General features: G+C 73.8%; 14 protein-coding genes and 1 pseudogene. 9 read left to right on the top strand and 6 right to left on the bottom strand.

Annotated elements, in window-relative coordinates; genetic code table 11:
- Position 1 precedes the first annotated feature (1 nt).
- Entirely contained in the window at positions 2-1,375 is a 1,374-nt protein-coding gene (locus tag CEB94_RS21015) for a BTAD domain-containing putative transcriptional regulator (protein ID WP_455568355.1), read from the bottom strand.
- Between the two features lie 74 nt (positions 1,376-1,449).
- Here CEB94_RS21015 and CEB94_RS21010 point away from each other — a divergent pair, with 74 nt between their 5' ends.
- From CEB94_RS21010 to CEB94_RS21000, 3 genes and pseudogenes are all read left to right on the top strand, one after another.
- Positions 1,450-1,974, top strand: coding sequence for a hypothetical protein (locus CEB94_RS21010; protein ID WP_175433693.1), 525 nt, complete (start codon positions 1,450-1,452; stop codon positions 1,972-1,974).
- Between the two features lie 51 nt (positions 1,975-2,025).
- A pseudogene (locus CEB94_RS21005) lies at positions 2,026-2,292 on the top strand (alpha/beta hydrolase); the annotation flags it as partial.
- Between the two features lie 185 nt (positions 2,293-2,477).
- Positions 2,478-4,460, top strand: coding sequence for a glycoside hydrolase family 97 protein (locus CEB94_RS21000; RefSeq protein ID WP_175433692.1), 1,983 nt, complete (start codon positions 2,478-2,480; stop codon positions 4,458-4,460).
- Between the two features lie 568 nt (positions 4,461-5,028).
- On the opposite strand, the gene CEB94_RS20995 is transcribed toward CEB94_RS21000, so the two are convergent.
- The 3 genes from CEB94_RS20995 to CEB94_RS20985 form a co-directional block, all read right to left on the bottom strand.
- Positions 5,029-6,330 carry a vWA domain-containing protein gene (locus CEB94_RS20995; protein WP_175433691.1) on the bottom strand — a complete coding sequence of 434 codons (1,302 nt, stop codon included), beginning with the start codon at positions 6,328-6,330 and terminating at the stop codon, positions 5,029-5,031.
- The gene (locus tag CEB94_RS20990; protein ID WP_175433690.1) at positions 6,327-7,556 is read right to left on the bottom strand and encodes an AAA family ATPase; all 1,230 of its coding nucleotides are present in this window, start codon (positions 7,554-7,556) and stop codon (positions 6,327-6,329) included. The genes CEB94_RS20995 and CEB94_RS20990 overlap by 4 nt, the downstream gene beginning before the upstream one ends.
- A gap of 92 nt (positions 7,557-7,648) precedes the next feature.
- Positions 7,649-8,989, bottom strand: coding sequence for a hypothetical protein (locus CEB94_RS20985; RefSeq protein ID WP_175433689.1), 1,341 nt, complete (start codon positions 8,987-8,989; stop codon positions 7,649-7,651).
- Positions 8,990-9,212: 223 nt separating this feature from the next.
- On the opposite strand from CEB94_RS20985, the gene CEB94_RS20980 reads away from it, so the two are divergent.
- From CEB94_RS20980 to CEB94_RS20965, 4 genes are read left to right on the top strand one after another with little or no spacing between them, the layout of a single operon-like run.
- Positions 9,213-9,608, top strand: coding sequence for a Tat pathway signal sequence domain protein (locus CEB94_RS20980; protein ID WP_175433688.1), 396 nt, complete (start codon positions 9,213-9,215; stop codon positions 9,606-9,608).
- Complete coding sequence (locus CEB94_RS20975) at positions 9,605-10,219, top strand: class F sortase (RefSeq protein ID WP_175433687.1); 615 nt, start codon at positions 9,605-9,607, stop codon at positions 10,217-10,219. The genes CEB94_RS20980 and CEB94_RS20975 overlap by 4 nt, the downstream gene beginning before the upstream one ends.
- A complete protein-coding gene (locus CEB94_RS20970; RefSeq protein WP_031113208.1) occupies positions 10,216-10,707 on the top strand; it encodes an RNA polymerase sigma factor in 492 nt (163 codons plus the stop codon). Before CEB94_RS20975 ends, CEB94_RS20970 begins: the two co-directional genes overlap by 4 nt.
- Positions 10,691-11,227, top strand: coding sequence for a hypothetical protein (locus CEB94_RS20965; RefSeq protein WP_175433686.1), 537 nt, complete (start codon positions 10,691-10,693; stop codon positions 11,225-11,227). The genes CEB94_RS20970 and CEB94_RS20965 overlap by 17 nt, the downstream gene beginning before the upstream one ends.
- A gap of 19 nt (positions 11,228-11,246) precedes the next feature.
- Here the strand turns inward: CEB94_RS20965 and CEB94_RS20960 are convergent, their stop codons facing one another.
- On the bottom strand, positions 11,247-12,233 hold the full coding sequence (locus CEB94_RS20960) for a cytochrome c oxidase assembly protein (protein WP_425472468.1): 987 nt from the start codon (positions 12,231-12,233) through the stop codon (positions 11,247-11,249).
- A gap of 205 nt (positions 12,234-12,438) precedes the next feature.
- On the opposite strand from CEB94_RS20960, the gene CEB94_RS20955 reads away from it, so the two are divergent.
- Together CEB94_RS20955 and CEB94_RS20950 are read left to right on the top strand one after the other, a co-directional pair.
- Positions 12,439-14,001, top strand: coding sequence for a carbohydrate-binding protein (locus tag CEB94_RS20955; protein ID WP_175433684.1), 1,563 nt, complete (start codon positions 12,439-12,441; stop codon positions 13,999-14,001).
- Between the two features lie 218 nt (positions 14,002-14,219).
- Positions 14,220-15,125: a putative RNA methyltransferase gene (locus CEB94_RS20950; protein WP_246111863.1), complete on the top strand. Its 906-nt coding sequence runs from the start codon at positions 14,220-14,222 to the stop codon at positions 15,123-15,125.
- Here the strand turns inward: CEB94_RS20950 and CEB94_RS20945 are convergent.
- Positions 15,061-15,735 carry a DUF4328 domain-containing protein gene (locus CEB94_RS20945; protein WP_175433683.1) on the bottom strand — a complete coding sequence of 225 codons (675 nt, stop codon included), beginning with the start codon at positions 15,733-15,735 and terminating at the stop codon, positions 15,061-15,063. The two genes, CEB94_RS20950 and CEB94_RS20945, sit on opposite strands and share 65 nt — an antisense overlap.
- Between the last annotated feature and the right edge of the window lie 4 nt (positions 15,736-15,739).

The raw sequence follows: 15,739 nt of genomic DNA, 5'->3' as shown, positions 1-15,739 counted from the left end.
CTCACCGGCCCCCGGCCGCCCGCTTCGCACCACACGTCGCCAGACTGCACCACCGCCGCCGCCCGCTGTCGTCGAGGAACAGCCAGCCGCAGTCCCGGCTGGGACAGCCGCGGACCGTGAAACGCCGTGGATCGGCGAGCAGTTCGCCCGCGCTGCGGGCCACCGCGCAGACGGGCACGCGCAGACCGGCGGAGGGCGACGGCTGCCAGCGTCCGAGACCGTCCTCGCCACGCGTGAACACCGACAGCCGTGCGGCGTCCTCCACCGCCGCGGCCACCGCCTTGAACGCCCGTCCGTCCTGCGGATCGGTCAGACAGGAGTACAGGTCCGTACGCAGCCGCCGGGCCTCGTCGAGGACGGCGGCGGCCTCGGCCGGCTGCCGCAGGGCCTGTTCGCGCAGCCGGGTGACCTGCCGCTCCTCGACCAGGTCGAGGTGACCGGCCCAGACGGCGAGCGTGGCGTAACCGCGCAGCCAGTCCGACCCGGGCAGCCGCTCCCCGCCCCACCCGGCGTAGGTGTTGCAGAACTCCAGCGCGGGGTGTCCGCTCGTACTCCACGGCAGCCACTGGTCGCCGACCCGGACCGCGTAGACGGGCCCGGGCGGCCGGTCCAGCCGGGGATCGCCGAGCAGGATGCGTTCGTGGAGCGTGCGCAGCTCGCGCCCGGGCTCGGTGCCGAGTTCCTCCGCCAGCAGGTCGCGGGTGCGGCCGTACAACCGGAGCGCATCGGCCTGGCGGTCCGCCCGGTACAGGGCGGTCATCTGGGCGCCGACCAGCCGTTCCCGGCTCGGGTGCTCCACCAGCCAAGGCGTCAGGTCCGCCACGACACCGTCGTGCAGACCCAGGGCGAGCTGGGCCTGCGCTCGCAGCTCCACGGCGGACAGGCGCAGTTCGCCCAGCCTGCCGCCGAGGCGTGAGCGCAACCGGTCGTCGGCGACGTCGGCGAGCAGCGAGCCGTGCCACAGCCCGAGGGCCTGGTCGTACAGGCGGATCCGCTCCGCCGGGTCACCGGCATCGGCCGCCTGCCCGACGAGCCCGACGAACTCCTCGACGTCGATCCCATGAGGGCCCTGCTCCACGGCGTAACCGTCGTGCCGGGTCTCGACGGACACCCCGTGCGGTCTGAGCGCGGCGCGCAGGCGGCCGACGTAGGTGTGGACGGTGGCGCGGGCGGAGGCGGGCGGTTCGTCGTCCCACAGCAGGTCGATGAGGCGGTCCGTCGGCACGGCGCGGCCCGCGTGCAGCAGCAGGACCGCCAGCAGGCACCGCTCCTGGCGGCGGCTGCCCACCAGCACCCGCCGTCCCTCGTGGCGGGCGGCGAACGGACCGAGCAGTTGGAACTCCATGGCTGTCGAGCAGCCTAACGGGACGTCCATGGTCAGTCTTTGGTCAGAGGCCGGGGAGAGACTGGCGCACGCCGCTTCCTTCACACCTCGGCCCGGGGAGAACCATGCGCCGAACCACCCTCGCGACGCTGACACTTGCCGCCGTGCTCCTCGGGACGCAGCCCGCGTCCGCGGAGACGGCAACGGAGACGGAGACGGCGAAGGGCTGGGAACCGGCGCCGTCCGCGCCGTGGGACGTCGGCGCCGGCGTGCGGTGCGACTTCCCCGTCCATGGCGAGCCCGTCGTCGACGAGGTGGTACGACGCGTGCTGAGCACCCACCCCGACGGCTCCGTGCGGCGGGTCGCCTACAAGGGCGACCTGGTCGTGCGCGTCACCAACACCGAGACCGGCGCCTCCTACGACGCCGACGCGAGCGGCTCGGCGGTCGTCGAGTACCGGCCCGACGGCTCCCAGCACTGGGCCGTGCACGGGCCGGTGCTCGTCGGGGTCGGCCAGGACCAGGGCAGTCTGCCGCGCGGCCTGTACCTCGTCGACGGCGTCTACACGATGGAGATCAGCCCCGCCGGATACAAGTCCGTACGGCTCCTGCACGGGGCGACGGACGCCCTGTGCGACCGCATCGACTGAAACGGGCCAGCCCTCCCGGACAACCGACAGGGCTCAGTGCGCCTCGTTGCTGCTGTGAAAGTGTCCCGGCAGCTCGACAACGGCCGGCTGCTCACCTTCGAGGCCGAGGGTCACACCGCCTTCGGGCGCAGCGCCTGCGCGACGGACGCCGTCACCGGCTACCTGGTGGACCTGAAGGTCCCGGCGCGTGGCACGACCTGCGCGGACGAGACCCAGCCGCCGTCCGCCAGGCCGAAGGTGGCCCCGCCGGGCACGACCCTCGGCGAGCTCCGCAACGGTGTGAACGACCGCCTGGACCGCCTCGGCTCGCTGCGCTGACCGACCGCACCACGGCACCCCGGGTGCCGGGCCGCACCAGGCCCGGCACCCGGGTGTTCGCGTACTCCCAGAGCGATTTCCGCGGTTCCGACCCCTTGACCCTGCCTTGCGCGGACACGTAGAACTGCACTCGCGGAAAACGGTTACTACCACTTACTACCCATCACTGGGGAAGGTCCCTCACCATGAGAGCTTGGGGAGAACGGGAAGAGCCCGCCGCGGGCGGAACGGCCGGCCACCCGGCGCCCGCGTCCCGCCGGGTCGTGCTCAAGAGCGCGGCCGTCACCGCCGGGCTGGCCGCGGCCGGGATCGCCACGACCGGCCCGGCCCGCGCCGCGGACGACCGGACGGGCCGCCCGGAGAGCGTCACCGCCCGCATGGGCGGCACCTCCATCACCCTGTCCCTGGTGGACGGCGCGCTCCGCTGGTCCGCCCGCCGCGACGCCCGGACGGTGATCGGCACCTCGGCCCTGGGCCTCAGGCTCGGCGACGGCACCGTCCTCGGCCGTGACGTCAGGGTGATCAGGGAGCGGTACGGCACCCACCGCACCACCTGGACCCCGGTCTACGGCCGCAACGCGACCGTTACCGACCACTACCGGGAACAGCGCTGGGACCTGGAGGACCGGGCCTCGGGCATCCGCTTCGGGGTCCAGGCCCGCGCCTACAAGACCGGCGTCGCGCTGCGCTACCTCCTCCTCGACAAGGGCACCGCCACTGTCGCCGACGAGCTCACGACGTTCGTCTTCCCGGACGGCACCACCGTCTACAGCGCCCGCGACGAGAACGCCTACGAGCCGGTCGCGCCGGGCTCCATACCGGTCACCGGCACGGCCGGCACCGACAACGGACCGCTCACCGACCTCCCCCTCACCGCCACCCTCTCGGGCGGGCTCATCGCCTGCGTCTGCGAGTCCTCGCGGGTGGACTACCCCCGGCTCATGCTCGGTTCGGTCGCCGGCGAGCCCCACACCCTCTCCGCGTTCCTCATGGAGCACACCGCCCGCGGCACCGGCCCGGTGGAGACGACCACGACCGTCACCACGCCCTGTGTCACCCCGTGGCGGGCGGTGGTCATCGGAGCCACCCACGCCGAACTCGTCGACAACGCCGAGCTGGTCCTCAACCTGGCCCCGCCGAACGCCCTGGCCGACACCTCCTGGATCAGGCCCGGCAAGGTCTTCCGCTGCGAACTCACCACCGCCGCCGGCCTCCAGGGCATCGACTTCGCCGTGGCACGCGGCCTTCAGTACATCGAGTACGACGCCGGCTGGTACGGCCCGGAGTTCACCACCACCGACGCGACGCGGCCGATCGCCGCCATCGACATGCCGTCCGTCATCTCGTACGCCACGAGCAAGGGCATCGGCGTCTTCCTCTACGTCAACCGGCTCGCGCTGACCGACGCCGACTCCCTGTTCGGCCTGTACAAGAGCTGGGGCGTGCAGGGCATCAAGCTGGGGTTCATCAACGACGGCACGCAGACGATGACCAACCAGATCATCGACTGGGCGCGGACGGCGGCGAAGTACCGGCTGCTGATCGACATGCACGACGACGTCCGGCCCTTCGGGTACGAGCGGACCTTCCCGAACTGGATCAGCCTGGAGGGCGTGCGCGGCAACGAGCAGTTCCCGACCGCCACGCACAACGTGACGCTGCCGTTCGCCCGCAACATCGGCGGCCCGATGGACTACACGATCTGCTACGGCCAGTCCCGCGACAAGACGACCAACGCCCACCAGATGGCGATGGCCGCGGTGTACTACCAGCCCCTCAACTTCCTCTTCTGGTACGACAAGCCGTCCAAGTACAACAACCCGGCCAACTGGCCCGGCCTGCCCTGGTTCAACGCCGTCCCGGTCACGTGGGACGAGAGCCGCACCCTGGCCGGCTCGATCGGCGAGTACGTCGCGGTAGCCCGGCGCAACGGCTCCATCTGGTACCTGGGCGCCATGACGAACGAGACGTCCAGGACCCTGTCGCTGCCGCTGTCCTTCCTCGGCGGCGGCACGTACACGGCGACGGTCTACGCCGACGGCACCCCGGGCGCGAACCCGTACCAGACCCCCGTGGTCGTCGGCACCCGGACCGTCACCCGCGATGACACCCTCGACGTGGCGATGGCCCCGGCGGGCGGTCAGGCGGTCGTCCTGAAGCCGAGCTGAGCCCGAAGGGCGGGGGTTTTCCCAGGGCCCGGGTCCACCGACCGGTGGACGGCAGGTTCAACCGAGTGCCCCTGTCCGGCAACTGCCCAGCGCAACCACGCTTTTGGACATGAGTTCATTGTCTGTGCGCGTGGCGCGCTGGAGTGCGCGGCACCCCTGCGGGCGATCGTCGGCTGGCTGGTGTTCGGGGCGCTGTGTCCGGGGGCCGGCGGTGCCGTCGGCATGAACAGTGCGAAGACGGCGGACTACCGGGTCGGGGAGGCCGGCCGTGCCGAGGCCCTCGCGGCCGAGGCGCATCTGGAGCGCAGGACCACAGAACAGGTGCTGATCTCCTCCCGCTCGGGCGGTGCTCTCGACCGGGGCGCCGCCCGGGAAGCGGCCGAGGAGCTCAGCGACCGGATGCGGCGAGTGCCCGAGGTCGCGGGCGTGGCCGCGCCGTCGCTCTCCGGGCGCCGGCGGATCCTGGTCGAGGTGACGCTGAAGGGATTCGCCAAGCTCGACGTCAACGACCGCACGAGGGCGGTGGTGGTGGCGATGGAGCGGGGGTTGTTGCGCAGGCCGTGGCCCGTCACGGTCCGATGTCCACCACACGCGCCCAGGTGGGTGGCGAGTCCGGGACGTAGTCCGGGTTGTTCTCGTCGTGGGCGGGCCCCTGGTGTCGGCGCGGGAACAGGCCGACCACCGTGCGGCACGGGGGCCGGGCGCCGGGCCAGGGGGTCTGACCGTCGGTGAGGGCGACGATGACGTCGGGGGACGGGCGGGAGCGCAGGGCGCGGGTGAAGCCGGCGCGCAGGTCCGTGCCGCCGCCGCCCGTGAGCGCGATGCCCTCGGCGCGGCACAGGCGGCGGGCGAACCCGGCCGACGCGTCGCAGGGCACGACCGTGACCAGGTCGCGGCGGCCGCCCACGGCCCGGGCGATCGCGGCCACTTCCAGGAGGGCGCTGCCCAGTTCGGCGTCGCTGACCGAGCCGGAGGTGTCGATGATGACGGACACGCGGGGCGGGCGGCGGCGCAGGCTCGGCAGGACCGTGCTGGGCAGGGCGGTGGAGCGCCGGGCGGGGCGGCCGTAGGTGTAGTCCTCGCCCGCGCCGGGGCCGGACGCCGCCGAGCGGACCGCCGCGCCCAGCAGTTCCCGCCACGGCTGGGGCGGGTGGAAGGCCTCCTCGGCCCAGCGCCGCCAGCCCTGCGGGGCGCTGCCGGGGCGGCCGGTGATGCCCTGCGCCACCCGGAAGCGGACCGCGTCCCGCTCCTGCTCGCTCAGGCCGTGCGCGCCGTCCGGGCCCAGTTCCCACTCCCGGTCCAGGCCGTCCGCGCCGCTGCCGCAGTCCAGCCAGGCCAGGTCCTGCGACCGCGGGCCCAGGGTGAACTGCCGCAGGTACTCCTCCATCAACTCGCCCTCGGACAAGCCGAGATCACCTGGTTCGACCACTCCCTCCGGGCGGGCCAGTCCGTCGCCGTAGACGTCGTCGTTGATCTCGAAGTCCGCCGCGATGTTCATCCGCAGCCGCTCCCCCGGGCCGTTCAGGCCCCGCTCCCTCGCGACCCGGTCGCTGCGCGCGTGGTGGTCGCGCAGCAGGTGCGACACCTCGTGCACCCACACACCGGCCAGTTCCTCGACGGGCGTGCGCTCCACGAACGCCGGCGACACGTAGCACCTCCAGTACCGGTCGACACCCATCGTCGGCACACGCCGCGACTCGACGACGTGCAGGGCGAAGAGGGCCGTCGCGAGGTAGGGGCGAACGCGCGCGGCGTGCAGACGGGCCGTGAAGAGCTTGTCCCGGTCGAGGGCCCCGGGGGCGGCCCCTGGGGCGGTCGTCGTCGTCGGCCCGTCTTCGCCGTGGCCGGGGACGGGGCTGTTCCTCGTCATCGGCCCGCCTTCGCCGCGGCCGTCGTTCGGTCCGCCCGGCGGGACAGGGACACCACCCCGGCCAGACGCTCGATCGACGCCGGGACGTCCCAGTCGTCGCGGCGCAGGGAGGCGAGTGTGGTGGCGGGGACGACCACCACGTCCGGGGGGCCGGTCTCCAGGGCCTTGACCAGGAGCGCCCAGGCCGCGTCCCAGCGGTGCCGCTCCGGGCGGTTGCGCACCGCGGCCACGACGCCGTCCAGCGCGGCCTGGCGCAGATCGCCCCGCTGGGGGAGGACCGCCGCGGCCGGGTCGGCCAGCAGCGTCTCGGGATCCGGGAGGTCCATCCGGTCCAGGCTCGCCAGCAGTTCGAGCCCCGGCCCGTCCCCGACGGTGCCCCGGACCAGCAGGGAGAGGACGTCACGGGAGGAGCCGGCCGCGGTCGCGAAGGCGACCAGGTGCAGGGTCATCTCCCAGCTGCGCGGGGACGGCCAGGGTCCGCCCCGGCGCGTCTCGCCGCTGGGCAGCCGGTGCGCGAGCCCGGGGCGGGCGGCGAGCAGCCCGCACACGGCCCGGCGGGCGAAGTCCACGGCCTCCGGAAGCCTTTCGGGGTCGAGCCGGGGCAGGGTCGCCCGGGGCCAGACCCCGCCGAGGCCGCGGACGACGACGTCGGTGTCGTGCGTCCACTGCAGGTGGACGAAGCGGTTGGCGAGGGGCGGGCTCAGTTCCCAGCCGTCGGCGGCCGAGGAGCGCGGGTTGGCGGCGGCCACGATCCGCACGCCCGGCGGCAGCCGCAGCGCGCCGATCCGCCGTTCCAGCACGAGCCGGAGCAGGGCGGCCTGCACGGCGGGCGGCGCGGTGGACAGTTCGTCGAGGAACAGCAGTCCGCGGCCGGCCCGCACCAGGCGTACGGCCCAGTCGGGTGGGGCCATCGGCACGCCCTGCTCGGCGGGGTCGTCGCCGACGATCGGCAGCCCCGAGAAGTCGGACGGCTCGTGCACGCTCGCGATCACCGTGGTCAGCGGCAGGTCAAGGGCCGTGGCGAGCTGAGTCAGGGCGGCGGTCTTGCCGATGCCCGGCTCTCCCCACAGCAGCACGGGCAGGTCGGCGGCCACGGCCAGGGTGAGGGCCTCCAGTTGGGTGTCGGGGCGCGGTTCGGTGGTGGTGTCCCGCAGCAGGGCCAGCAGGTCGCCGGCCACGTCGAGCTGGGAAGCGGTGTCGGACGGGGACGGGATGTGAGTGCGCATGTGTGATCACCTGTGTGCCGGTGGTGAGCCGTCTCGGTGGGATGAAGGGCAGTACGGGGGCGGGGGCGGTCGCCCGTTCGGGTCGGACCGGGTCACATGTGGCGTGGGTGCGGGCCGTCGCCGCGGGAGCGGCGGCGGTCCCAGGGGCGCAGGCTGCCGGGCGAGGGGCCCTCCAGGCCCGCACGGAACAGCCCGTGGGCGATGCGCCGCCGCGCGGCCGTCTCCAGCGCGTCCCGCAGCGGGCCGTCGCGCAGCACCGCCTCGGGCCCCAGCAGGGTCTCGACCGCGGCGAGCGCACCGGCCGTGTCGCCGTGGTGGAGGCGTTCGCGGACGCCGGGAAGGCAGTCGGGCCGGCGGTGTGCCTCGTCGACCGCCCGCAGACAGGGCAGCGGCGGTCCGCCGAAAGCGGCGAGGAGTTCCTCCCGGCGGACCTCGGCCGGGTCGTGGTCGAGGGCGGCCAGTACACCGTCGACCAGGCCGATCCGGTGCAGGACGCCCCGGCACTCCACCACCCGTGGATCACCCGCTCGTTCCGGCGCCCCGGGGGCACCGGTCAGCTGGGCCCCCAACGCCGTGGCCACCAGCGGATGCAGGCGCCCGGCGTCGATCGCCCCGGCCCGCAGCAGCTCCAGGTCGGGCAGCACCCAGGTCGCCGCGTCGGGCAGCACCGGCAGCGAGGAGTCGGGGGCGCGCGCGTACGACATCGCGGTCTTCGCACCGCCGTCGGACACGTCCAGGACGATCCGGAGCCGTGTCCCGAGCCGCACAACGACCTTGCCGCCGGACCGTCCCTCGGCCCGCAGCAGGATCCCCGCCTCGGCCGCCCAACGGTCGACGGCGCACCGCTGTCCGTGCGGCAGCGGCCCGGGCGGGTCCGAGTCGCCCGAACCGCCCTCACCGGACCGCACCCGCAGCTCATCGGCCCGGCGCGCGTCCCACAGGTGGCGGTGCAGGTCGAGCCGGAAGCGCCGGCTGGGGCGGGGGTGCGGGTGACGCCGGTCGGCCTCCCGTGTGCGGGACGCGTCCCACAGGGCGAGGCTGATCCGCTGACCGGCGTCCGCCCAGGCCGGCGGCGTCCGCACCACGAGGTGCAGCGCTCCCGGGCTTCCGGTGCCGTACCGGGCCAGGGTGAGGGTCAGGCCCGGCCGCAGCAGCCCGTCGGGGGCGATCCTCGGCATGTGCCAGCGCAGCAGGTCGGGGGCGAGGTGCCGCAGGTCGGCGCGGAGCCGGGCGGCGAACTCCCGGCCGTGGCGCCGCGCCACGAGACGCGGCTGGAGGTCGACGTCGATGTTCGCGGCGGCGCAGGCGCCGGCCCAGTCCCCGGCACGGCGGCGCGCGGTCGCGGTCTCGATCATGGAGGGCGGCACGGCGAACTCGCGCACGCGCGGCCAGAAGGAAAGCGGGAAGTCCCCGTTCGCGAGGTCGGTGAGCATCAGCACTCACCTTGCGCGGACGGGTCCCCCAATCTGTTCACAGAGTGAGTCGTCATCGCGACGGATGCTAGCGGCCCCGGCTCCCGCGCGCAGCCGAATATGTCGGAGCCACCGCGTACGGCTTTGCCATCTCTTTACAACCCGCCGGGCCGCCGGCTCGTCTCTCCGCACGATCTGTCACCCCGCCCGACCGTCGGGCGGACCGACGAAGGAGTGCGAATCCATGCGCCGAACTGTCCTCAGCGCCCTGGCCCTCGCGGGCACCGCCGTACTGATGGGCACGGGGCCCGCGTTCGCGGACGGGGCGGCGACCCCGAGTCCGGTCCCGGCGTCCGCCGCGCCCAGCGCCCAGCCGGCGGAGAGCGCCGAGCCGACCCGGGTGCCCGAGCCGACCCGGGCACCTGAGCAGGCCCAGCCCGCGCCCAGTGCGGAACCGACCCGGGCACCCGCCGATGGCCAGGTCTCCGTCGTGCCGGATGGCGCGCCCGATACGGGTGTGACGGCGTCGCCGGCGTCCGGGACCGACGGCACGGCGATCGGCGCGGGCGCCGCCGCGGTGCTCGCCCTGGGCGGCGGCACGGTCTTCGTCGTACGCCGCCGCCGGGCGACCGGGGCATGAGCCCGTTCTCCAGGCGCGCGTTCACGGCCGGGGCGCTGGCGTCCCTGCTGACGGCGTGCGGGGGTCGCGAAGCCACCGCACCACCGTCGAAGGCTCCGTCCCGGCCGGTTCCGGTCAAGGGGGCGCGTCCCCTCGACCGTTCGGTCCCGGTCCGGCTGCTGATCCCGGCGATCGGCGTCGACACCCCGGTCATCCGGCTGGGCCTGGCGGCCGACGGCACGGTGCAGGTGCCGCCGGTCACGGCCCACGACCGGGCGGGCTGGTACCGGCACTCGCCGACGCCCGGCCAGACCGGCCCGGCGGTGCTCCTCGGCCACGTCACGGTCGGCCCGTACGGCGACGGCGTCTTCCGTCACCTCGCCCGGCTGCGCCGGGGCGAGGGGATCGTGGCGCGCCTGGAGAACGGCACGGCGGCGGAGTTCGCCGTCACGTCCGTACGCACGATCCCGAAAACCGACTTCCCGGCCGACGACGTCTACGGGAACGTGGACCGCCCGGAGCTGCGGCTGATCACGTGCGGCGGAGCGCGGACCGGCGACGGTTACGCGGACAACGTGATCGTGTTCGCGGCGCTGAGCGGTGCCGGGTCCCCCACCCCTGGAGAGCGTTGAAACGGTCCCGCGAGAAGGCAGCGTCCGAGCTGTTCGCCGCCCTCTACCCGCGCCTCGCCGGCTGGTGCCGCCGGCTCGTCGACGACGACGGGACGGCCCACGAGATCGCCTCGGAGGCGTTCACCCGGCTCTGGGCCCGCTGGACGTCCGTGGAGGAACCGCGCGGGTTCCTCTACGTCACAGCCGCCAACCTGGTCCGGGACCACTGGCGCAAGCTGGAGCGCGAGCGCCGGGCCATGCACCGCGTCACCTCGGAAGCCGCCGTACGGCCCCACCCCGAACAGGCCGACCCGTCCGTGCGGCTGCTCGTGCAGTCGCTGCCGGAGCGGCTGCGCGTCCCGATCCTGCTCCACTACTACGCTGACATGCCGATCCGGGAGGTGTCCGCACTGACCGGGCGCAAGGAAGGAACCGTCAAGGCCGACCTGCACGCGGCCCGGGAACTGCTCCGCGTCCACCTGAGGAGAAGCCTTGACCACACGCCTTGACGGCGACCCGGGCGACCCGGGGCCCGCCCCCGACGACCCGCTCGCCGTGATCCTGCGCCCCTCCTCCCCCGACTACCTGGGCGTGCCCCCCGGCCAGTACGAGACGATCCGCCGCCGGGCCACCCGCCGCCGCCTGCTGCGCACCGCGGCCGGGGCGGGCCTGTGCTGCGTCGCGGCCGTCCTCATCACGCTCCCGCTGCGCCACACGGCACCCGAGCGCCCCACGACTCCGACGATCCCGATGGCCCCGCCCACCGCGCGGACGACGCCGCCCGCCCCCTCCGCGCCCCCCACCCTCGCGCCGTCCCCGTCCCCGTCCGAGTCCCGCCCGGGCACCGGCAACTCCCGTCCGTCCAGCCCCCGTACGCGCGTCCCCGACGAGACGGCCGGCCCAGCGGCCGTGTCCCGCACCCCGTCGGCCGTGTCCCGCACCCCATCGGCCGCACCCACCTCGATACGGCCCGAACCGTCGGCGGCCCGCCCGAGCGCGGATCGCGGGGCGGCGGCCGACAGCCGCTGACCGGCACCGACGGGCCGGGTCAGTCACCCGGCCCCTGCCGCCGCATCCGCTCCGCCACCTCGCCCCCCTCGGTCTCCCACCAGGGCCGGACCAGTTCGGCGGACCCCTGCGAAGCGGGGGCCAGGGGAGCGAGTTCGCCGTCGAGGCGCCGGTCCAGTACGGCCGTCTGGGCCCGCTCGGCACGCACCCACTGCGCGAGGACCGTCAGCAGGAAGGGAATCGCGACCAGCTCGGCGATGCCCAGCATGGCGCCGCCGCCCACCTGCTGGTCGTGGTGGACGTCGAGGGACCAGGGCGGCGCGTGGTGCAGGTACCAGGCGCCCGCGATCAGCGTGCCGTGCGTCATGACCACCAGCCCCGGGAGCGCGTCGACGACCCCGTCCAGGAAGACCAGGGCCGCCCGGACCGGGTGGGTGCACCAGGCGGGCAGGGCCTGCTCGCGGGTGAGCACCGGCAGGACGAACAGGCAGCCGGCCGCCAGCAGATGGAGATACATCAGCTCGTGCAGCCAGCCCACGCGCAGGGCGGTGGCGAAGTACGGCGTGAAGTAGACGGTCAGTTCGGTGGCCAGCACCAGGACCGTGCTGACGAGGGGGAACGTCAGCAACCTGACCAGCCGGCCGGTCAGCACCCGGCGCACCCGGGCCGCGCCGCCCTCCGGCAGCGCCTCCACCGCGAGCCGCAGCGGGTCGCCCAGGGCGAGCCCCAGCGGCGCGAGCAGGTCGAGCCCGACGTTCTGCACCGCGGCGGGCCAGAACAGTTCACGGCCGTAGACGGCCAGGCCGGACATCGTGGCCACGACGATCGCCCCGAGCCCGAGCAGCACGAAGGCGACGAGCCGGGCCGCAGGCCAGGACCCGCCCCGCCCGCGCACGCGGACGACACCCCAGCCGTAGAGGCCGCCCAGCACGGCGACGAGCAGCAGCGCGGGGAGGTCCAGCCGCCACGATTCCAGCAGCCGTCCGGCGGTCGCCTCCGGCAGGTACACAGCCGACAGTTCGCTCACCAGCGGACGATAACCGCCGAGGTTCCGGAGGCCGGCGGCAGGGTGGGCAAGCACCGCACCGCACGACACCTCCAGTTGTTCAAGTCTATGAATGGCAATCATGTAGGGAGCTATTGACGCGTCCATAGCAAGCTTCTACGTTCCCCTCCAGAAAGCGCTTACCCGGCCGGGTTCCGCATACGTCACCACCCCTTGGAGACGAACGATGCACCTGAGACCAGTGATCGCGTCCGTCGGCCTGCTGGCCGGCAGCCTCGTCGCCCTGTCCGGCAATCCGGCGCAGGCGGCGACCACCCGCTACGAGGCCGAGGCCTCGCCCGCGGTCTGCACCGGCACCATCGACTCGAACTGGGCCGGGTTCTCCGGCAGCGGATTCTGCAACGGCGACAACGGCACCAGCGCCTACGCGCAGTTCACGGTGAACGCGTCCGCCGCCGGCACGGCGACGCTGAAGGTCCGCTTCGCCAACGGCACGACCTCGGCACGCGCCGCGAACATCGTGGTCAACGGCTCGACGACCGGCACGGCGTCCTTCGAGGGCACCGGCGCCTGGGACACCTGGGCGACCAAGACGCTCACCGTGCCACTGCGGTCGGGCAGCAACACCGTCCGGCTGAGCCCGACCACCTCCGGCGGCCTGCCCAACATCGACTACGTCGACGTCGAGACGGGCGACGGCAACCCGCAGCCCACCGGCCCGGCCCTGTACGTGTCGCCGAACGGCAGCGACAGCGCGGCCGGCACCGAGTCGAGCCCGACGACCCTCACCTCCGCGATCAGCCGCATCTCCGCCGGCGGCACCATCCACATGCGCGGCGGGACCTACCGCTACTCCCAGACGGTCACCATCCCGACGGGCAGGAACGGCACCTCGGGCGACCGCACGGAACTGTTCGCCTACCCGGGCGAGACGCCCGTGCTGGACTTCTCCGCCCAGAGCGAGGACCCGGCCAACCGCGGCCTCGCCGTCAACGCGTCGTACTGGCACGTCAAGGGACTCGTCGTCGAACGCGCCGGTGACAACGGCATCTTCATCGGCGGCAGCAACAACGTCGTCGAACGCACGGTGACCCGCCACAACCGTGACTCCGGGCTGCAGCTCTCGCGGACGCTCTCCAGCACGCCCAAGGACCAGTGGCCCTCCAACAACCTCATCCTGAGCGCGCAGTCGCACGACAACGTCGACTCCGACGGTGAGGACGCCGACGGCTTCGCCCCGAAGCTCACCGTCGGCCCCGGGAACGTCTTCCGCTACACCGTGGCCCACAACAACATCGACGACGGCTACGACCTCTACTCCAAGACGGAAACCGGCCCCATCGGCGCGGTGACCATCGAGGACTCCCTCGCCTACGACAACGGCACCCTCAGCAACGGCGGGCAGGCCGGCAACGGTGACCGCAACGGCTACAAGCTCGGCGGCGACGACATCGAGGTCAACCACATCGTCCGGCGCAGCATCGCCTACGAGAACGGCAAGCACGGCTTCACCTACAACAGCAACACCGGCGCGATGCAGATCTCGGACAACGTCAGCGTCGGCAACGAGCAGCGCAACTTCAACTTCGACTCGGGCAGCAAGTCGGTGTTCCGCGGCAACACCTCCTGCGACAGCGGGTCGAACGACCGGATCATCGGCAACTCCGACAGCTCGAACCAGTTCTGGTCCGGTTCGAACGGCTCCCGCTGTTCCTCCTACGCCGGCGCCCTGCGCTGGTCGTTCGCCTCGGACGGGCGGCTCGTCGTGACGTTCGGCGGCGCCAGGTAGCCTGGCCGTATGGCACTGGCATGCAACGCCCTGCCTCACTGCTTCCTCTGACGCCGCGGTGAGGACGGCGACGTGAGTTGGTCACGTCGCCGTCCTCGGCGTACCCGCCCCCGCTGCCGGTTTCCCGGCAGCCGGCCGGCGGGCGCCGACGCCCCACCGTCCGCCGTCCGCACGCGGCGCCCCCACTCCCGGCGGTGCGCCGCGCTCCGAGGAGCACCATGCCGTCCGACCGACTCCTGTCGTCCGTCCTGACCTGCCCCCTGTGTCCAGCCGGCCTCGAACGCACCCGTGGCGCCCTGCGCTGCGCCGGCCGGCACACCTTCGACATCGCCCGCCACGGCTATGTCAGCCTGCTGACGGGCCACCGGCGCGCCCCGAGCGCCGACTCCTCCGACATGGTCCGCTGCCGTGCCACGTTCCTCGGCGCCGGGCACTACGACCCGCTCGCGCGCACCCTCGCGGACCTCGCCGGGGAACTGGCTCCGCCCGACGCCACCGTCCTGGACGCCGGTGCCGGCACCGGCCACTACCTCGCGGCTGTCCTGGACGCCCTCCCCCGGGCCCTGGGACTCGGGCTGGACAGCTCCGTGCCCGCCCTGCGCGCTGCGGCCCGCGCGCATGCCCGTGCGGAGGCCGCCGCCTGGGACGTGTGGCAGCCGTGGCCCGTGCGCACCGGCTGCGCCGACCTCGTACTCAACGTCTTCGCGCCCCGCAACGGGCCCGAGTTCCACCGCGTCCTCGGCCCGGACGGCGCGCTGCTCGTCGTCACCCCCACCGGTCGGCATCTGCGCGAACTGGGCGCGTCCGTGGGGCTGCTGGCCGTGGACCCGGGGAAGGAGGAACGCCTGCACCGGACCCTGGCGGCGCACTTCCGGCACGAGCGCGCCGAGTCGCTGGAGTACACCATGTGCCTCACGGCCGAGGAGGTCGCCGCCCTGGTGACCATGAGTCCGGCCGCGCATCACATCGATGCGGCGGAACTGCGCGGCCGGGTCGCGGAGTTGGCGGCACCGGTGCGGGTGACCGCCTCGTTCGTCGTGTCGGTGTACCGGCCGCGTCCTAGCCGGCCTGGGCCGGTTCGTCCGAGTGCCGCAGCTGTGCCGCCGTCAGCGTGTGGACCATGACGGCGGCGGCCCCGGCGGCGGCCACGATCACCAGGTCGGCGGCGAGCAGGGGGGAAACGCCGCTGTAGGCACGGGAGATGACCTCGTCCGTGTCGTCGGCGTAGATGATCCCCACGCCGCCGGCCAGACCGGCCAGCCACAGGCCCCACCACCAGTTCACGACGGCGGGCAGCCGCCGTTCGCGGAAGACCGAGCGGTGGACGTCCGCGACGATGCCCCGGGGTATCCACAGGTTCACGACGGGCACGATCCAGCCCAGCCAGAGCCAGAGGTGGCTGTAGCGGGGCTCCGCGCCCGAGAGGGCCTTGGCGTTGTCCCTCATCCGGTCCAGCCAGAACAGGAACACGATGGCGCAGAGAGCCGTGACGCCGCCGCCCACGGAGGAGACCAAGTGGTAGGAGTTCTCCAGGGCGTTCAGGGGGCGGTGCACGCCGCCGCCCTGGTCGGGCGGGCCGGACGCCGGCTCTCCGGCCGCGGCGAGCCGGAGGTGCCAGACCGCCCGGGCCACCCAGGCGGCTCCGGCGAGGGCGAGGGCCGCGATGGCACAGCGGGCCGTTCCCCGGACGGGGCGTACGGCGGGGGCGGGGAGGGGGGTTTGCTGATCGTTCACCCGG

It is taken from the genome of Streptomyces hawaiiensis, from assembly GCF_004803895.1.
Taxonomy (GTDB): Bacteria; Actinomycetota; Actinomycetes; order Streptomycetales; family Streptomycetaceae; genus Streptomyces; species Streptomyces hawaiiensis.
The sequence above is the reverse complement of the archived record's forward strand: the minus strand, read 5'-3'. Positions and strand labels throughout refer to the sequence as shown.